Origin of the sequence: Proteus alimentorum, from assembly GCF_002607735.1 — a bacterium.
Classification (GTDB): Bacteria; Pseudomonadota; Gammaproteobacteria; order Enterobacterales; family Enterobacteriaceae; genus Proteus; species Proteus alimentorum.
The window spans coordinates 1-15,632 of the sequence record NZ_NBVR01000021.1 but is presented as its reverse complement, the minus strand read 5'-3'; the positions used below and the strand labels follow the sequence as shown (position 1 = coordinate 15,632).

At 40.8% G+C, this 15,632-nt stretch carries 19 protein-coding genes; 1 reads left to right on the top strand and 18 read right to left on the bottom strand.

The features are described 5' to 3' along the window. Positions 1–930 (bottom strand): surface lipoprotein assembly modifier (locus tag B6258_RS06630; RefSeq protein ID WP_129586849.1); only part of this gene is annotated, 930 nt, incomplete at its 3' end. Between the two features lie 994 nt (positions 931–1,924). Here B6258_RS06630 and B6258_RS06625 point away from each other — a divergent pair. After that, the gene (locus B6258_RS06625; protein WP_060961214.1) at positions 1,925–2,203 is read left to right on the top strand and encodes a helix-turn-helix domain-containing protein; all 279 of its coding nucleotides are present in this window, start codon (positions 1,925–1,927) and stop codon (positions 2,201–2,203) included. A 123-nt stretch (positions 2,204–2,326) separates the two neighbouring features. Here B6258_RS06625 and B6258_RS06620 read toward each other — a convergent pair whose 3' ends face one another. From B6258_RS06620 to B6258_RS06545, 17 genes are all read right to left on the bottom strand, one after another. Beyond that, complete coding sequence (locus B6258_RS06620) at positions 2,327–3,328, bottom strand: hypothetical protein (RefSeq protein ID WP_099074619.1); 1,002 nt, start codon at positions 3,326–3,328, stop codon at positions 2,327–2,329. 3 nt (positions 3,329–3,331) lie between these two features. Beyond that, positions 3,332–6,514, bottom strand: a complete 3,183-nt coding sequence (locus B6258_RS06615) for a phage tail tip protein J-related protein (RefSeq protein WP_099074618.1) — start codon at positions 6,512–6,514, stop codon at positions 3,332–3,334. Further along, positions 6,514–6,912 carry a DUF6950 family protein gene (locus B6258_RS06610; RefSeq protein WP_099074617.1) on the bottom strand — a complete coding sequence of 133 codons (399 nt, stop codon included), beginning with the start codon at positions 6,910–6,912 and terminating at the stop codon, positions 6,514–6,516. The genes B6258_RS06615 and B6258_RS06610 overlap by 1 nt, the downstream gene beginning before the upstream one ends. A gap of 68 nt (positions 6,913–6,980) precedes the next feature. After that, positions 6,981–7,529 carry an Ail/Lom family outer membrane beta-barrel protein gene (locus B6258_RS06605; RefSeq protein WP_049206484.1) on the bottom strand — a complete coding sequence of 183 codons (549 nt, stop codon included), beginning with the start codon at positions 7,527–7,529 and terminating at the stop codon, positions 6,981–6,983. Between the two features lie 17 nt (positions 7,530–7,546). Then, entirely contained in the window at positions 7,547–8,128 is a 582-nt protein-coding gene (locus tag B6258_RS06600) for a hypothetical protein (protein ID WP_099074616.1), read from the bottom strand. Continuing rightward, the gene (locus B6258_RS06595; RefSeq protein WP_049217140.1) at positions 8,128–8,724 is read right to left on the bottom strand and encodes a hypothetical protein; all 597 of its coding nucleotides are present in this window, start codon (positions 8,722–8,724) and stop codon (positions 8,128–8,130) included. Before B6258_RS06595 ends, B6258_RS06600 begins: the two co-directional genes overlap by 1 nt. Beyond that, positions 8,725–8,895 (bottom strand): hypothetical protein, encoded by a 171-nt coding sequence (locus tag B6258_RS18040; protein WP_164996143.1) that lies wholly within the window; start codon positions 8,893–8,895, stop codon positions 8,725–8,727. Continuing rightward, entirely contained in the window at positions 8,855–11,983 is a 3,129-nt protein-coding gene (locus tag B6258_RS06590) for a phage tail tape measure protein (RefSeq protein ID WP_476704255.1), read from the bottom strand. Before B6258_RS06590 ends, B6258_RS18040 begins: the two co-directional genes overlap by 41 nt. A 191-nt stretch (positions 11,984–12,174) precedes the next feature. Further along, positions 12,175–12,402, bottom strand: coding sequence for a phage tail assembly protein T (locus B6258_RS06585; protein ID WP_192940830.1), 228 nt, complete (start codon positions 12,400–12,402; stop codon positions 12,175–12,177). Positions 12,403–12,446: 44 nt separating this feature from the next. Further along, positions 12,447–12,863 carry a hypothetical protein gene (locus tag B6258_RS06580; protein ID WP_099074613.1) on the bottom strand — a complete coding sequence of 139 codons (417 nt, stop codon included), beginning with the start codon at positions 12,861–12,863 and terminating at the stop codon, positions 12,447–12,449. 64 nt (positions 12,864–12,927) lie between these two features. Beyond that, the gene (locus tag B6258_RS06575; protein WP_099074612.1) at positions 12,928–13,593 is read right to left on the bottom strand and encodes a hypothetical protein; all 666 of its coding nucleotides are present in this window, start codon (positions 13,591–13,593) and stop codon (positions 12,928–12,930) included. Positions 13,594–13,602: 9 nt separating this feature from the next. Further along, a complete protein-coding gene (gene gp17 / locus B6258_RS06570) occupies positions 13,603–13,944 on the bottom strand; it encodes a tail completion protein gp17 (RefSeq protein WP_099074611.1) in 342 nt (113 codons plus the stop codon). Between the two features lie 5 nt (positions 13,945–13,949). Then, entirely contained in the window at positions 13,950–14,423 is a 474-nt protein-coding gene (locus tag B6258_RS06565) for an HK97-gp10 family putative phage morphogenesis protein (protein WP_099074610.1), read from the bottom strand. Further along, the gene (locus B6258_RS06560; RefSeq protein ID WP_099074609.1) at positions 14,413–14,742 is read right to left on the bottom strand and encodes a phage head closure protein; all 330 of its coding nucleotides are present in this window, start codon (positions 14,740–14,742) and stop codon (positions 14,413–14,415) included. Before B6258_RS06560 ends, B6258_RS06565 begins: the two co-directional genes overlap by 11 nt. Before the next feature lie 8 nt (positions 14,743–14,750). Continuing rightward, on the bottom strand, positions 14,751–15,077 hold the full coding sequence (locus B6258_RS06555) for a head-tail connector protein (RefSeq protein WP_058336093.1): 327 nt from the start codon (positions 15,075–15,077) through the stop codon (positions 14,751–14,753). Beyond that, positions 15,077–15,277, bottom strand: a complete 201-nt coding sequence (locus B6258_RS06550) for a DUF7210 family protein (RefSeq protein ID WP_099074608.1) — start codon at positions 15,275–15,277, stop codon at positions 15,077–15,079. The genes B6258_RS06555 and B6258_RS06550 overlap by 1 nt, the downstream gene beginning before the upstream one ends. 45 nt (positions 15,278–15,322) lie before the next feature. Further along, a partial coding sequence (locus B6258_RS06545) for a phage major capsid protein (protein ID WP_099074607.1) occupies positions 15,323–15,632 on the bottom strand: 310 nt, incomplete at its 5' end.

Genomic DNA, 15,632 nt, shown 5'->3' with positions numbered 1-15,632 from the left:
TAAATCTTTATATCCAAATCCCACTTTCACTCTAGAAGATATTTCATTATATTTAGAGTTATCCCAATAATATTTCCCCTTTCCTCGAAAATTCAATAAAGAAAAGTAATTTTTATATATCGATAACTTCTTTTCAGCTACACCTACATAAGAAAAACCCTCTGCACTTTCAGGCTTTGATGTACTCTTCCAATTTGCAGTATTAACACCTAATTTAGGAGAATTATTAATATTTGACTCATTTAGATAAACAATGCCACCNTAATTTTTATATATCGATAACTTCTTTTCAGCTACACCGACATAAGAAAAACCCTCTGCACTTTCAGGCTTTGATGTACTCTTCCAATTTGCAGTATTAACACCTAATTTAGGAGAGTTATTAATATTTGACTCATTTAGATAAACAATGCCACCATTAAATGACCAATCATTCTGATGATTGATTAATTCAGAATATTTATTAATAATATCAATTATATTATCATTCAAATTTTCGCTTTTCAGTTTATCAAATTGTTCTAATGCCGCCTCATTCTCTTTATTTTCAAATAATGCAATTGCTAACTGTAATCGAGCAAATACTAATTTAGGATTTCTAGAAACTAAACTTCTATATAATGATATTGACTTATCTAATTGTTTATTCTTACGAGCAATAATAGCATTACCCCATATTAACAATTCATCATCTTCTTGCTTTTTTTGTTTTTCATAAATAGAAAGTAATAATCCAACACCTTCTACATCATTTCTTATTAATGCAGGAATAAATAATCGTAATAATAGAGTAGGATCCTCAACCAATTGAGCCTCAGTTATCAAATTGTTACTTTTTTTATTATAATCGTCATTCGCAATACTATGAAAACTCAGAAACAGAATAAATAATAGACAAAATCTGAATTTACAATTCAATATAAAATTCATAAATAAAGAAATAAACCCAATGAGTTATAACATTAAAGAAAGAAATGCTATATGATAAAATTCACAAAGTAAATATTCTTACATTAATTAAATCTTATAATCTTTTAACAATGATATTAGTTGTTTTTTAATTTTATTAAAATTATTTGGCTTGAACAAAAAAACCAATTATTTAACTTAAGAAAGGATATAACAACACAATCATTTGATTAAATAATCAATATCAGCACTAAGCAATATACTTTATATCAGATATTTTTGTATTAATCTCAGCCCACACTGTAATTAACTAAAATTTTAAAAATTATAATATGATTATAATTCAATAGAAATCTTTACTAATTTTCTTAAATTTTTAGCTATATATTATAATTAAATTCGCAATAATATTAGTAAAAAAACTGATATTCATAAAAAAAACCCGTATAAATACGGGCTAAATTTTAATAAACGTAATGTTAAGATTTTCAAATGAAAACCTGATGAACAAAATATTAATACAATACATTAAAGACATAATCAATAATAAAAAATGACATTCAAGAATTTCATTTTATTTTTAATATTAAAGTTAATTTTTTATTATAATTATATACCCAAAATAGAAATAACCAGTATAAATATCTCTCAACAAAGTAGAACCAAATGATAATAGAAATCAATATCATTTGCAGGTGTTTTATCATTTGATAAATAGTAAAAAAAAAGCAAGGTGATCAATAAATAAGCAAAAATTTTTATTAATTATATAATCTATAATTTCATTATTAACACAATATTGAAATATCGAATAAATAACCACCACACAAAAAAACAACACAACCAATTGAAAAAAAAACAAAAAAACACACCACCGCCCTCATAAGATGAAATAAACAATATAAAAACCGTATTTTTTATAGCTAAAAAAATTTTTTTATTTAAACTAAATTAATCTTATAACTTTTTGCTCTATCCAGTTTAGTTGCAAGATATTTATAATCGGGACAATATCATGAATACATTGAATTACATCATCAGTAAAAAAATAAAACAAAAAAGAAAAGAACTAAAATTAACCGGCATACAAATGGGATACTTACTTGGAATAAGTCAACAACATTTTTCTCGATTAGAAAATGGTCACATTAAATTCACCGTAGAGCATATATTTGCTATCGCCTCAATATTAGAAGTTAAACCCGAAAGTTTATTACCAACCCACAATATAGCCAAAGCTGAGGCAATTTCATGGGCAAAAACAGTATTATCAGCCGAGACGACTTTACGATGAAATAAAATAGACTAACTATTTATTACATATTAAATAAATAATATATCAATACACACCCATTTATAGTTACACAGAATAAAAACTTAGTACTACTTAAATATTTTATATCATTCACATTTTTGACTAAAAATAATGTGAACCATTGAGGACATAAAAGGGGATACGTTGCTCTACATGATGTTGCCGATGAGCATCACGTATTCGTTCGCTCACAAAAATCTGTTTTCCCCGAAAACGTATCCCCGTATTGCGCTTGGCCCAATCAATATGGTCATCCTGATAAGACGCATTCACAAACTGACTTGTTGCACAGACTAAAGGCAAGCTATATGGAGTCTCTACACTCCCCTCCCGTAATAACAATGCCATTGATTGTCCTCGGGTAAAAGGCAGATAGTCCGTATTAAAGACCAGTGTTCCATCTTCACTGTACAGTGATAACCCCCAACGTCTCTTCGGGGTCAAAACCATTCCTGAAACGAAAACACACACATAAATGTCTGTTTGGGCTGAACTGTATAATTGCTTTTTATGCGCTAAATAGCTCACTTCCGCTTGAGGGTTGGTGGCATGATAAAACACAACACACTTATCTAAATGCGGTAATGTTGTCGGCAAAGACCAATAGCGCCCGCCTTCAAGGTGGATTTTTTGTCGAAACACACAATAAGTCATTTGTGTATTACGTGTAATCGCACTTCGAAATCCCTGAAAGGCCCCATACCACTCCACACCATACGTTGGTTTTGTACTATCCGGTAACGGGATACCATAAATATCGACCACCATATTGGCTCTTTTGGCCATCTGTGGGTCTTGAACCTGAACATTGTCATAAACATACTCATAACGTAATACAGGCCCTTCCATTCGGATATGCGTTATTCCCTGAAAATACGCATAATCATTCACCGCCATATACACAGAAGCCACTCTTGGGATGGCGAACGCCTCATACCCCATGGCTTCATGAATGACTTTGCTCCGTGTTTTTTTCGGTTGTCGATAATGGGGCCAATCTTCTGGCCCTATCTGATAAGAGGTTAAATAACAGAGAATTTGCGTATCACGCGTTAAACGGTAAGGTTTACCGCCTTCAACAGGAAAAATTTCAAGACCATACATAAATCAATTCCCTAGATAACCGATTTTCATCACAAGGCGTTTTTTCTCATCTTTGACGACCAATTGATTATTGGTGATATTTAATGCCCCATTACCACCCGTAAAGCGGAAAATATTGTTTTTTGCATCCAATAAAAAGCCATTCCCTTTATCAAATCCCGATGATTTAAAATAATTGAGTACTACTAGTTTCTGTATCCACGCTTTATCCATTAAGGCTTCATGAATAACCACCTGTCCATTCTTCACAACAAACGGTGTCACCACTTTGCCGTTTAATGACGATATCACCGCAAAGTTTTGGGCATTAACCAGAAATTGGCTATTTCCTTGCGCATTAAATCCTAAGCCAATGCCGGTAATGACTTTATTCCCTTTGCTATCTTGCTGAACTTTCATTGTCCATGATGCGGAGATTTTGCCATTTAAGTTTGTAACCACTTTCGAGGTTTGCTCTATTTTGGCTGAACTTGTACCCACTTGGCTTTCTAGGCGAGTGACTTGCTGAGCGGTAGCCGTCATTTTTCCATCGATATTCGACACTCGCGTATTTAACGCATTTACCGCACTGCTATCAGCTTTCCCCTTAAGATTTGAATTGAGCGTTGAAATCTCTTGTGCTTGCGCTTGCTGTTTCGAGGTGAGGGTTTCTAGTGATTGATTAATCGCGGAAACATTCCCATTCATCCGTGTTTCCAATGACTGTCTGGCTTTCGCTTCCGCTTGGTCACCTGTAACTCGCGCTTGCTTCTCAGCGGAGATGAGTCCTGCGGTGACTTTCGATAAATCATTGCCAGTATAATCACCACGAAGTTGAGTAGCTAAGGATTGCCGTTGTTGCGCTTCAGTTTTATCCGCATCAATACGCGCTTGTTGCTCTTGTTTGATTGCAGCGGCCTGTGCTTCTGTTGCCGTTGAAACTTTATTCATCCGCTCAGCCAGTAATTTTTCTGATTCCTCCCGTTTTTTTTCACTTTCTTCAATCGTCGCGCCTTGCCTCATTGACTCCTCTAAAAGCTTGTCGTGATTTATCCTCATTAGCTCATGTAATTCTGTAATATCGATTTGGTTAGCTTTGCTGTTAATTTCACCCAATAGGTCTTGTGCGAGTTGATCTCGACTAATTTGCCCCGCTAATTCCTCAAGAATTAAATCCGTTTGAGAAGAGCAAGTCCCCGAAGCTTCCACAAAAGGTGATTTACCATAGCTGTTGATTGTTCGAACATAAAAATAATAGGTATGTCCTGCTTTTAAACTCTCTTGCGTCCAGAAATTCCCTTGGCCAACTTTGTTTGTTTTAGTGATCACTTCATTTTCAGAAAGATCAGCGAGCTTTTCCTCACTAAACCAAAACTCAAAGGTATAACCAAAGACAGCGCTATCGCCTTGTTTCGGTGCAATGGTCAGATTAAATAAGCCAGAGGTAACATCAATATGCTCAGGAGGCGGTGGCGCTTGAATGGCAAAGTCACTGATAGCAGGTGCCGACATCGCACCGGCCACATTTGTTGCTCTAACTTCAACACGATAAGTTCCTCGCGCTAATCCGTTAATATCAACACGCTCAGCCGGCACCTGAATAGATTGAATCACTTTACCATTTTGAAGGATATTAACCGTATTATAGCGCACATCAGACGCCACATTCTGCCAAGAAAGTGTACCTTGTACGATGTCACTGACGGCAAGTGGAACAAAGGTAAGATTAATAGGGGAAGCAACACCACCAGTGGGTAAACTCACAAATGGTGGACGCTCAAACGATTTGCCAATCACATCTTCATATAAATAGGCACCATCCTCTTCCAACGTTAAAGCCACACCGTCTAAAGCATGGAAAGACCATTCGGCAATACGAAATTCCAGTCCACTAATCCCCAAAGAAGGTAATGCTAAAAGCACAACTTCCCCCGGGCGATAAGCATAGCCGTCTAAGTTCATCGTAAGTTGAACTCGTCTTCCCGCTTTCTTTTTGCGAAGATATTGGCGAGCTAATCGTTGGGCTTGATAAGGGCTGGTGACAAAACGATAGTCGATATTCTCCCGAATTTCTAAGCCATCCTCTTTCACCCATTCGTCCACAATCACAGGCGTGAAGTCGGTTTTTGTGTACAACTGTTCGGCATCAATAAATGTGCCATACACCGCATTGGTCGCGTCTTTTAAACCTGTTTCAGGGGTACAGGTGACAGAGCCAATCAATTGTGTTTCGGTGATGGTTTTTATTGCCGGCCCATAATAAGCGCCGATTTGAATACCGTGTTTTCCTGCGGTGAATGTCGGTTCCGCGTTGATGCATTTGTGCATCGCTTCCAAGACACTCGATGGACTCTCATTTAAGTCATAGGCACCATTAAGGGTATATCGCGACTCAAATCCACCTTCTGGTAGACTCACTTTTTCATCACATAAATCGGCCGCCTGTTTAAAGCTGTCAAAATCAATATCTGTATCAGGTACTTTTAAATAATGACGGTAATAATCCAAAATGACTAAAGCCCCATTATTACTCCACTCGGTTTGCCCAGTGCGAGGATCAAACAGATGTTTTCCCCAAACTTCACATTTCACATTGGGTAATCCATAAGGGAATTTTTCTTGGTCAAACGTGAGTGTCACACGTAACCACGCCAGACCTCGACCAATCATATCCTCTTTCCATGATGGGCAATTTTTTAGCATAAAGGGATCGACATCTTCTCTGCTATTATGTAACTCCACTTCAACAACAGGTGCCGTGATTTTTAAACTCTTCAACCAAAGGTGTTTGACTTCATGAACGGTATATTCACCAAACGTCTCAATTAAATCGTCCCCTAACCAAATCTTCCCGATTTTTTCTATGGGGTGCCCTGCCAACGCTAATGCCAGTGTGATTTTTTCGTTTTCATCTTGTTCACCCGCCTCTTCTTCGGCAAAGAAAAGCAAACCCGATATCACTGTTTTTCCGACGATCACGGTTTCAGGCGCAGACGATGAACGTAACATCTGTTTGCGTTCACTGGTATCTCGATAATTCATGGAAGGCAGTTTAGGCTTAAAGATAAGCGAACCCGCGACTTGAACCGCGACGCCTGCTGCCATCAGTGCCATGCCTATCGCCGAGGTCACGCCTCCGGTAAATAGCCCCGCAATCATTAAGCCAGCACCCACGACTTTTGAAATTAATCCACCACTCCCACCCATTATTCCACTCTCCACGCTTTGATTGGGTTAATCTGCACTGGCTTCACGCCTTGTGGGGTTACCCCCCAATAATGCCCCGCCCAGGCCACGGCTAAACAGTCACCGTCCTCACCTTTAAACAGTACGAGGTCGCCACGCTGAACGCGCTCAATCTCAATGGATTTGAAATAGCGTGATACGGCTTTCTCTAAGGAGCCAAATTTGGATTTGATAAGATTGAAAGCTTCAGCTTTAGTTTTATAGTGATTGAGATAAGGCTTTATTGGCGAGAAACCACATTGTGCGTAAATACATTCAGAGGCAAAAATACAACAATCAAATTTGCCCCATGAAAAAGGGCGACTCATCGCCGCCCTTATGGTTTCAGGTAATTTAAGTGTCCAGTTAGGTTGTTTCATTATCAAAATGCCTAAAAACAAAAAAGCCGGCATAATGCCGACTTTTATATTCTCTGTTTATCTTTTAACTAAAAACGATAGCCAAGACCAAGCATCCATGTGCCCACTTTAACATCATCTAATTTAGTGTATTCGTAAGAAGCATCAATCGCGATATTAGGATGGGGGTTAAATTGAAGACCCGCACCATAAGCGAACGCAGATTTACTTTGACTTTCTTTCTCATGATAACCGAAGCCTTTTAATTCTACTTCGGCTTTACCGTGAGCAACCCCCAATAAACCATAGGCACTAACATAATCATTAAAACGATAAACAGGCCCAGCAGTGAATGAATAATAGTCCAAATCTGCAGTTCCAACAGATTGAGAACCGAAACGATAATCATACCCTTGATGCGTATATGCAAAAGAGCCAATCATTCCCCACTGATTATCGAATTCATAACGATATTTGACGTTAAAGCCTTTAGGATTTTCTTTTAGTTTATCGCCATCTGCTTTGACATGACTTTGTGCATAACCTAATGAAAGTGTATTTTCACCTACGGCTTGTGCATTTGCCGCACATAGCGATAGACTGGTCATAACTAAAGTAACTAAAAGTTTTTTACTCATTTTGTTTCTTCCAACAATTATTTATAAATAAATGATGGTGCATCTTTCTTGCTGCCCCAATAAATGGCCCGTTCAGCCATTTGAGCAACATAACGAAAGATACGATCCCCTTGCCTTCTTGATGACCACGACTCATCAGTAAACCGATCAGGCAAACCAATTGACCATCGCTCAAATCGATTTGAGATATTAACACATACGGCATTCTCTTCACCAGACACCACATTGATCGATGTGATTTGTCCAACAAATAAGATTTCAGCAAGCAACGGTTTCCCCTCTTCGCCGATGGCGACCATCATCAACCGGACTTCGCGTCCTCGACTTTGCTCATTCATCACCATCCCCACCAGCGATTTATCAAAACCCGCTAATTTAAGCTGTAATTGTGGAGGGCTGGTTGTCTTGTTTTCTTTCAGCTGACTGATTTCGCCTAAACTTCCTACACCTAAATAGGTTTCCCCCGCAATAATCAGTTGCCCAACACCGGTATGCACACAGGTGACGCCTGATTTCAAATCGAGTCTGGCAGCTAAAACGATATAAGCCCCTTCATTAATCGCGTTGACCATGGCATCAGAAAATGGATGATATTGCATTAGTACAACACCTCCTCAAAAGATAACGTGATATGGGTATACCCCAAGCGACGATGCTGAAATTTACCCTGTTCATTATCAACGAGCCGAAAAACTCCAAAAGGACGCTCAACTTCGAGCATTTCATTGACGGTAGGTGATGTTCTTAACATCGGCGAAATAAGAATAATGGCACGTCCTTGATTATCACTGACCACATCCGCCACCACCATTTTGAGTTCATTGCCCACAGTTAAACGATCCCCTTGCTGTAACACTCGCATATTGCGCTTCCAGTCCTTTGTTTCTAGCCGATTACCTAATTGGCTTGGTATTGCAATACGAGGCGAACCATATCCATAACGCCCTTTTCTTATCCAACTGGCTATTTTGACTCGCCCCGACATCCCATCCAATGAAGCCACCAGCGCTTCTAACTGGCGCGATTTCTCTTCATTTAAATTATTGAATGTCAGCTCACAACGCCAACGACTTCCCGGAAAGCGTACCGTTTGGCTACTTCCATTAAACGGCGAGGTAAAGGTTTTGCTGTTACTCAATAATTGCCAGTTCTCTTGTGTGGGGATCACTTCTTTTGGCCATTCAAGAATAGACATTTAAACTCCTAATGTTCTACGTGCTGCGCCATTACTTTGAAAGTCTTGTAACATCATCGCGTGAGCTTTCTGTGCGCCGGCCTCTGTCCCTTGTTGTGCGGCTTCCTTCATTGCCTGTGCAAGTACAGCGTCACCATTTCCCGTCACCGTAATATGATTGACGACCGTCATTTGCACCCAACCCNATCATCGCGTGAGCTTTCTGTGCGCCGGCTTCTGTCCCTTGTTGTGCGGCTTCTTTCATTGCCTGCGCAAGTACAGCGTCACCATTTCCTGTCACTGTAATATGATTAACGACCGTCATTTGCACACCACCTGCACGGGCTAACGTCGGTTGCGGTGTAACGGGTATTCGTCCTGCGACCGCCCCCACAAAGCCCCCTGAAGCATAACCTTGCGCCGCATGCATTAAGCGATAGAGATTGCCGACACCCAATTTAGCCGTCGCTTCTTTGGTAAAAACAAACTCACCACCATGCACAATCCCTTTAGGTTCGAATTTTCCTCCATGCCCCGTATAGCCACCGTAAGCATGCCCTTTGCTCATCCATCCCATATCAAAGCCCATTGCCTGCCCGCCTGCTTCAATGGCTTTGAAAATCAGCATTTTCATCACCATTCGAGTGATATCGGAAATCACCGCATTGGCAAAATCTTTAAAGCTTCCTTTGCCCGTTAAAGCAAAATCGGCTAATGCATCAGACATATTATTAAGGGCATTGGTGGTGACGTTTCTGACGTTCTCCATTACATCCATAGCCGACTCACTGAAATCCGATAAGCCTTGTTTTAATCCCACCATCGGATCGCCTTTCATGGCCTCTCGCTTCCTCAGCTCTTCCTCAATCTGCTGCTTAGTGAGTTCGACATTGCGTTGTAAATTCGCCAACTCTTTTTCGCCTAAATCCACACTGGCTTGCTGATACAGCACATCTATCTGACGAAGGGCATTAAGCTTTTCTTGCTCTGCGCGTGATTTTCCTATCAAGGTAGTTTCAAATTGCATCTGCTCAATTTCTTTACCGCGATCATAAGCAAATTGCGCAACCGAGTTGGCTCGCGCTAAGTCATCAATGGCTTTCGCTTTTTCTTTTATCGTCTCAATCGCTTTGGGATCGATTTTTAAGATGGCATCAAACTTATCTTTGTTCTGTTTGATATCAGCTAAGGCGGATGTGTACTCATTAAAAGAAGAGGTAGTGCCATACAGCTGAATGCTTTGTCCATCCGCAATCAGTGAGGCTTGTTTTTCCTCTAATTCTGTCAAGATTTTGGTGTACTGTTTGGCATAATCAATCGTTGATTTATGACTGGGCTTATACGTCTGTTTGGCTTGCAGTGCCAGTTGTGCCTCAATTTCCGCTTGTAAGGCTTTATCGTAGCCTTGCATATCTGGCGTAATTTTGCGTGAGGCCAATACATCTTCTGCATTTAATTTCGCTAATGCCTTCCCTGTGGCTTGCGCTTTTGCCACTGAACGTTGCGATTTTTCAATCGATTCATCAATCTGTTTAGCAATCGCCGTGGCGGCATTCACTTGGCTATTTGTCGCCTGAAACGTGATATCAATGAGTGATTCATATTCAATGCCTAAACTCTTTAAACTCGCCTTAAGTGAATTGATAACGGCATCAACATTTTGTAACTCAGTGGCATAGCGTTTATATTCAGGAGCTTGATCGCCCACTTTTTCTTTGAGTGTCGCCAACATATTTTGCATATTGGCTCGCTGACGCTCTAAGTTATTAACTTGCTCTGCATATATCCCCATCGCAGCATCAAGCTCTTTTTGCTTTTCAGCCACTCGTTTAAGGTATAAATCCCCCACACCTTGTTCAGTAAACGCCTTTTCACTCTCAACGCTGTATTTTGATAGATCTTGTAAGGAAATAACCTGTTGTTTAAGTTCCTCGATTTTCTCCAATTGCGCGTTAATGCCCGATGAAACTTTGCTTAAATTCGCCACTAACGTGGCATTGCTCATTTTGTTTAACGCTTCTGTTGATGTATCAAGGGAATTAGCAAATTCAATCGATTCTAACTTGGCTTGTTTGACATTTTCGCTGTATTCATACAATCCCATGCCCAATGCCGCCACACCTGTCAACACTAATCCAATAGGGCCACCCGCCAATCCCATAACACTGTTGAGCGCTCGCCCTGCCACCGTTGATTGACGCCGAGCGGTCGTTAATGCACGTTGAGCAACGTTTTCTGCGGTTAATGCCTGTGTATAATTTAGCGAGGCTGTTCTTGCGAGTGATTTTGTGGCGATAAGGTTATCGAGTGCTATTTTTTCCTCGTTAGTGCCTCTAGCAACTTGATATTCCATTTTGGCTCTATTGAGCGCCGATGTGGCGGCTTCTTTATCCGCCCATGCCTTCCTCACGGCACTGGTTGCTGCCACACTGTTTGCCTCTGCACTCTGTAATGTGGCTTTGGCCTCATTCAATGTAGCCTGGTTTTTCAGATAAGTGGCTTTCGTCCATTGAGAGAGTTTTGCTATCAATGCCGTGACGGCGATCCCTTCAACCACTTTAGCGACTAACGATAGATTATCGGCAAGAGTGGCCATCCCTGTGGTAAAAAGCTGAGTCGCACCTGTACCTTGATTCGCTTCACCAATAAATTTTGTCATCGCCGATTGAAGATTGGTGAAACCTCGGCTAACGGTTGTCACACTGGTAGCAAATTTTTTATCCACACTGTCGGCTGCACGTTCTAAGGCTTGAATGACTTTCTCTATCGTCATTTCACCGTCTTGGGCTTTCTTTTTTAAATCCCCCATGGAGATCCCCATGCCTTCTGCGATGGCCTGTGCTAAACCAGGGATTTGCTCGATAACAGAATTTAAATCTTGCCCACGTAACTGACCTACTGCTAATGCTTGGCCAAACTGAGTTAACCCCATTGCAGCAGAGGCAGCACTGGCTCCTGAAAGAGAAACCGCTTTTGATACAGTTTCAGTGAGTCCAGCCACTTTTTGCTGACTTAAGCCTAAGCGATCGGCATTATCTGCAAAACGTTGATAAACCTGTGCTGTGGCATCCAATGATTGATAGGTTTTTTGGGCAATGTCATAGACGGCTTGTGTAGCTTTATTTAACTCGACGGAGCTTTCTGTCACCAGTTTTAAGCGATTCTGTAATTCCGTCCAACTATCAGCATAATTAATGACTTGATGAATGGATAACGCACTTGCTGTGACACTCGCAAAACGGGCAAAAAGTGCCGAGGATTTTGCGGTTTGCGATACCATTCGCTCTTGCTGTACGGTGATAGCTTGAAGACTGACGCGAATACTTTGCCCAAATTGTTCTGTTTGGCGCTGGCTACGGTTGATCGCATTTGTGAAATTTGCCGTATTCAGCGTCAAATCAATATTTAATCGACCTAATGCGCCAGCCATAAAAACTCCTTAAAACAATAAAAAAAGCCCCAATAAAGGGGCTATCGATGTGCTAAGATTTGATCTGTGACCGTATCCCACCTTTCTTCTGTGGTTTTCTTTTGCCATATAGGCATAAAATCCATCAATTCCGGTGGAGACGTTTTCGGATCACGATTTATCATCGCGAGAAGATGTGCCACTTGTGCCATCCGATAATCCTCTCGCCATAAACCAAAGGGCTGTTTGCGATAAAAGGCTTCATATTCACACAAGTGGCTTTCGGGCATTTGCTCGATTTCCGCGAGCGTTTTTCCCAGTGCCAACGACAATATCAATTGAAATTGTCGTCGGTCTCCAAGTTTTTTTCGTTGTTCCCCGCTTCAGCCGTAAACACCGCATTAGAGAACCCTTGCCCTAGACGATTAAGACCTTTTAAATCTGCTTCATTTTCAGCATCAAAAAGCAGTTCCCCTTTTTCATCACACAACTTAAAGGCCAGCATTCTGGCGACATCATATTCATCGTAGACACGATTTATCGCCTCATTAAATTGTTCGGGATCGTCTTCATCTAAATAAATATCCTGCGCCTCAGCGAGCTTGATTTTAATTTGACGAAGTTTGCGCTGAATGTAATTCATGGTGCCAACATCCAGCTCTTTGACATAAAAGGTGTTGTCTAAATAAGTAAAAGGCGTCACTTTCAGTGCTTGGTTTAACACTAATTCACGCAATAAAGCGTTAGACATAATCACTCCTAAAATTTTTTATCGAGAAGGGAGAAGAGAAATAATGAAAGAGGTGAATTAAGGGTTATTTCTTCACATTCAAATAATCACGGCCAGACAATTTAATCGAGATCCCCGAATCCATCATTTGCCCTACACTGCCATCAATGTTCATACCCGTTTCGACGGAGCCGTAATAAAACATGGAGCCTTCATCTCGTGTTAAGACCATTTTCACTGCGAATTTTTCTTTGCTGTTTTCATATTTACGCAAGAGCCGCTGCACATCGCTGGAGCTATAACGTAAGAAAAAGGTCAATTTAATTGAGCCGTATTCCGTATCGCCGGATTCATATTCCTTACCATCACTGCAAATGGTGGTGACATCGATTTGTTCAGTCGTTGAACCGTCTTTGCTAAAGCTTTTCACCGCACAAAAATTATTAGACCATTGAATACGTTGTGCTTTGGCGTTTGCAAAATCCGTGGGTAACGTTTTATCACTCCAATCCACTTCGTCGCACAGGGTCACTTTATTGCCATCAACCTGTGCAATGGGAAAACGCCCATCTAACTCCCCTAAACCCGATAACATAATCATGTCATCCGCTTTCAGTTTATTATTGGCGATGGTAATGGTTGCGGGTGATAACGTCGCTTCCGTCACGGTCATCGCCTCTCCTAAGCCTGTTTGCACAAAGATCTTCGTGCCGAGGAAAGGCGTCGCTTTATGGTTTTTTGACTTTGCCATATCCATTCCTTATTTATCTGATGAAATCATTAATTCAAGAACAAGCCGATGCAATTTGACATCCGCTTCATACCCAAAGACCGCATTCACCCGTTGTGCAAATGGGATTGTCGCAACAATCTGAGCCTCGATTTTTTTACGCAATACCATCAGAGGTTGTGGCTGTGGCGCATACACATCAAGTTGCACGCGATAGTTATCTAAATCCGCATCCTCCAGCGCACTGTTAGGCGTGATGCTGGCAAACTGGATCACAATGGCGGGATAATGCCCTTTGTCTTCGGGTAATACCTGAAAAAAAACCCTTCCATCGACAAGCGGTGAAAGGGTCTCTTTTAATTGCTGTATCATGGTCTCTACCTTGCTTTTTCAATATCCTCTTTGAGTGTTTGAATAATCACTTTGGCCGTTGCTTCCTTTTTTGCTTCAAAGCTGGGGCGCATAAACGGTTGTGCGGGCATCTTGGCGGTACCAAACTCGACAAACCACCAATAAAACGGATCATTCGGGTTCAATGCCGCACTTTTTCCCGTTACCTGTTTAAAGGCAGACACCTTTTTACCCGATAATGATTTCACCCAAATACGTGTTTTGACTTGCCCATTGCGCTGCACTTTCGTTTTAGAACGAATATTGCGCTTGATGGTGCCTTTGCGTCGATGCGGTACCTTTTCCTTAAGGATAGGTACTCGATGTTTGATTTCTTCTTTTAACGCCGAAGCCCCTGCGTTCATCGCCTTACGCGCGCTTTGATTTCTGGTTTTACGGGCAATGTCTTGCATTCGTTGAGCGAGTTCAGACAATCCACTGATTTTAATTTCATCCATCATTCACGCCCTCTTTGCACATTAATTGAAGCTCACGATGACGCTCATCAGGGTCAATAATCGAAATAATATTAAATATTCGCTCCCCCCATACAATACGCATCGAGGTATCAATATCAGCGATATAACGAATAAGAATTCGCGTTGTGGCCTCACTTTGTACTTGCTGGGCTTGAAAATATTCCCGTCCTTGATAAGGCATGATCGCTGCACGTACTTTGGTCGCATGATCCGTCCAAATCACATCACTGCCACTGATGGCATCGGGCGCTAATACTGATTTTTGAATATGAATAGTGTGGCGTAATCGTCCTGCACGCATAAAACCTCCTACAACCCATAAATCCGGTAAGGTTGAAGTAGTGCGGTGACCGCAAAAGGTTGTGTAGAAAAAGCTTGCCCCGAAATCACCCCCTCACGATTTTCATACCATTGCGCAATTAATAAGAGCATTGCCGCAATCACATCATCCGTTAAGAACAAGGCTTCAGGATCTTCTTGTGCTTTATCCATCTCCTGAGTTTTATGTAATGTTCGACGCGTGTAATTTTCAACATATTTCACAGCGGAACCGATATACAGCGTCAATAAATTATCGTCATCCGTAAAATCAGGATCGATATTGCAATGCTGTTTCACCAATTCGAGAGAAAGCATTATTTCTCCTTTTTCGCCTTAATATTTTTTTTCGGTTCAAGTTCAGGTTCAGGTTCAATAACAAGATGTGCTTCTTCCTGTTCTTTGGCATAGCCTTTTTGGATTAACTCCCGTCCATGTTGCTCTAAGGTATCAATCTGCTCGCCTTCAAGCACCACACGTCCCTCAAAATAAATGACTCGTAAGATGACTAATTTCATATCACCTCCAAAGAAAAAGCGGCCATAAAGACCGCCTTAGTTACATTAATCACTTGATGTTGCTATCGTAAAATTACCGTAAACAAAGGCTTCTGGACGCTTGATCGCCAAAGCAAGACGCTCTTCACAACGGATAGAGATCATGTTTTTCTCAAAATCATCGGCGTTTTCCGTTGAAATCACCACATTCGTTTCTTCACGGTCAAAGAGCTGTGCCCCCGCATTAAATGCCCCTGTTAAGAATTTCCCTTTAAACGCGGGGGTTTCTGTTGCCACAACCGGTAATCCCCATAAGGTCGGTCCTGTTAATGCGGAAGGATTAGCCAAAATATAACGCCCCAAAGAGTCTTTGGTT

Bases quoted from the DNA above. Each gene is read 5' to 3' on its own strand.
- B6258_RS06560 (WP_099074609.1), bottom strand. From the start codon at position 14,742: ATGCGTGCAGGACGATTACGCCACACTATTCATATTCAAAAATCAGTA.
- B6258_RS06585 (WP_192940830.1), bottom strand. From the start codon at position 12,402: ATGCCCGAAAGCCACTTGTGTGAATATGAAGCCTTTTATCGCAAACAG.
- B6258_RS06600 (WP_099074616.1), bottom strand. From the start codon at position 8,128: ATGCAATATCATCCATTTTCTGATGCCATGGTCAACGCGATTAATGAA.
- B6258_RS06595 (WP_049217140.1), bottom strand. From the start codon at position 8,724: ATGTCTATTCTTGAATGGCCAAAAGAAGTGATCCCCACACAAGAGAAC.
- gp17 (WP_099074611.1), bottom strand. From the start codon at position 13,944: ATGATACAGCAATTAAAAGAGACCCTTTCACCGCTTGTCGATGGAAGG.
- B6258_RS06610 (WP_099074617.1), bottom strand. From the start codon at position 6,912: ATGAAACAACCTAACTGGACACTTAAATTACCTGAAACCATAAGGGCG.
- B6258_RS18040 (WP_164996143.1), bottom strand. From the start codon at position 8,895: ATGACGGTCGTCAATCATATTACGGTGACGGGAAATGGTGACGCTGTA.
- B6258_RS06615 (WP_099074618.1), bottom strand. From the start codon at position 6,514: ATGGGTGGGAGTGGTGGATTAATTTCAAAAGTCGTGGGTGCTGGCTTA.
- B6258_RS06605 (WP_049206484.1), bottom strand. From the start codon at position 7,529: ATGAGTAAAAAACTTTTAGTTACTTTAGTTATGACCAGTCTATCGCTA.
- B6258_RS06575 (WP_099074612.1), bottom strand. From the start codon at position 13,593: ATGGCAAAGTCAAAAAACCATAAAGCGACGCCTTTCCTCGGCACGAAG.
- B6258_RS06580 (WP_099074613.1), bottom strand. From the start codon at position 12,863: ATGTCTAACGCTTTATTGCGTGAATTAGTGTTAAACCAAGCACTGAAA.
- B6258_RS06620 (WP_099074619.1), bottom strand. From the start codon at position 3,328: ATGTATGGTCTTGAAATTTTTCCTGTTGAAGGCGGTAAACCTTACCGT.
- B6258_RS06555 (WP_058336093.1), bottom strand. From the start codon at position 15,077: ATGCTTTCTCTCGAATTGGTGAAACAGCATTGCAATATCGATCCTGAT.
- B6258_RS06550 (WP_099074608.1), bottom strand. From the start codon at position 15,277: ATGAAATTAGTCATCTTACGAGTCATTTATTTTGAGGGACGTGTGGTG.
- B6258_RS06565 (WP_099074610.1), bottom strand. From the start codon at position 14,423: ATGATGGATGAAATTAAAATCAGTGGATTGTCTGAACTCGCTCAACGA.
- B6258_RS06625 (WP_060961214.1), top strand. From the start codon at position 1,925: ATGAATACATTGAATTACATCATCAGTAAAAAAATAAAACAAAAAAGA.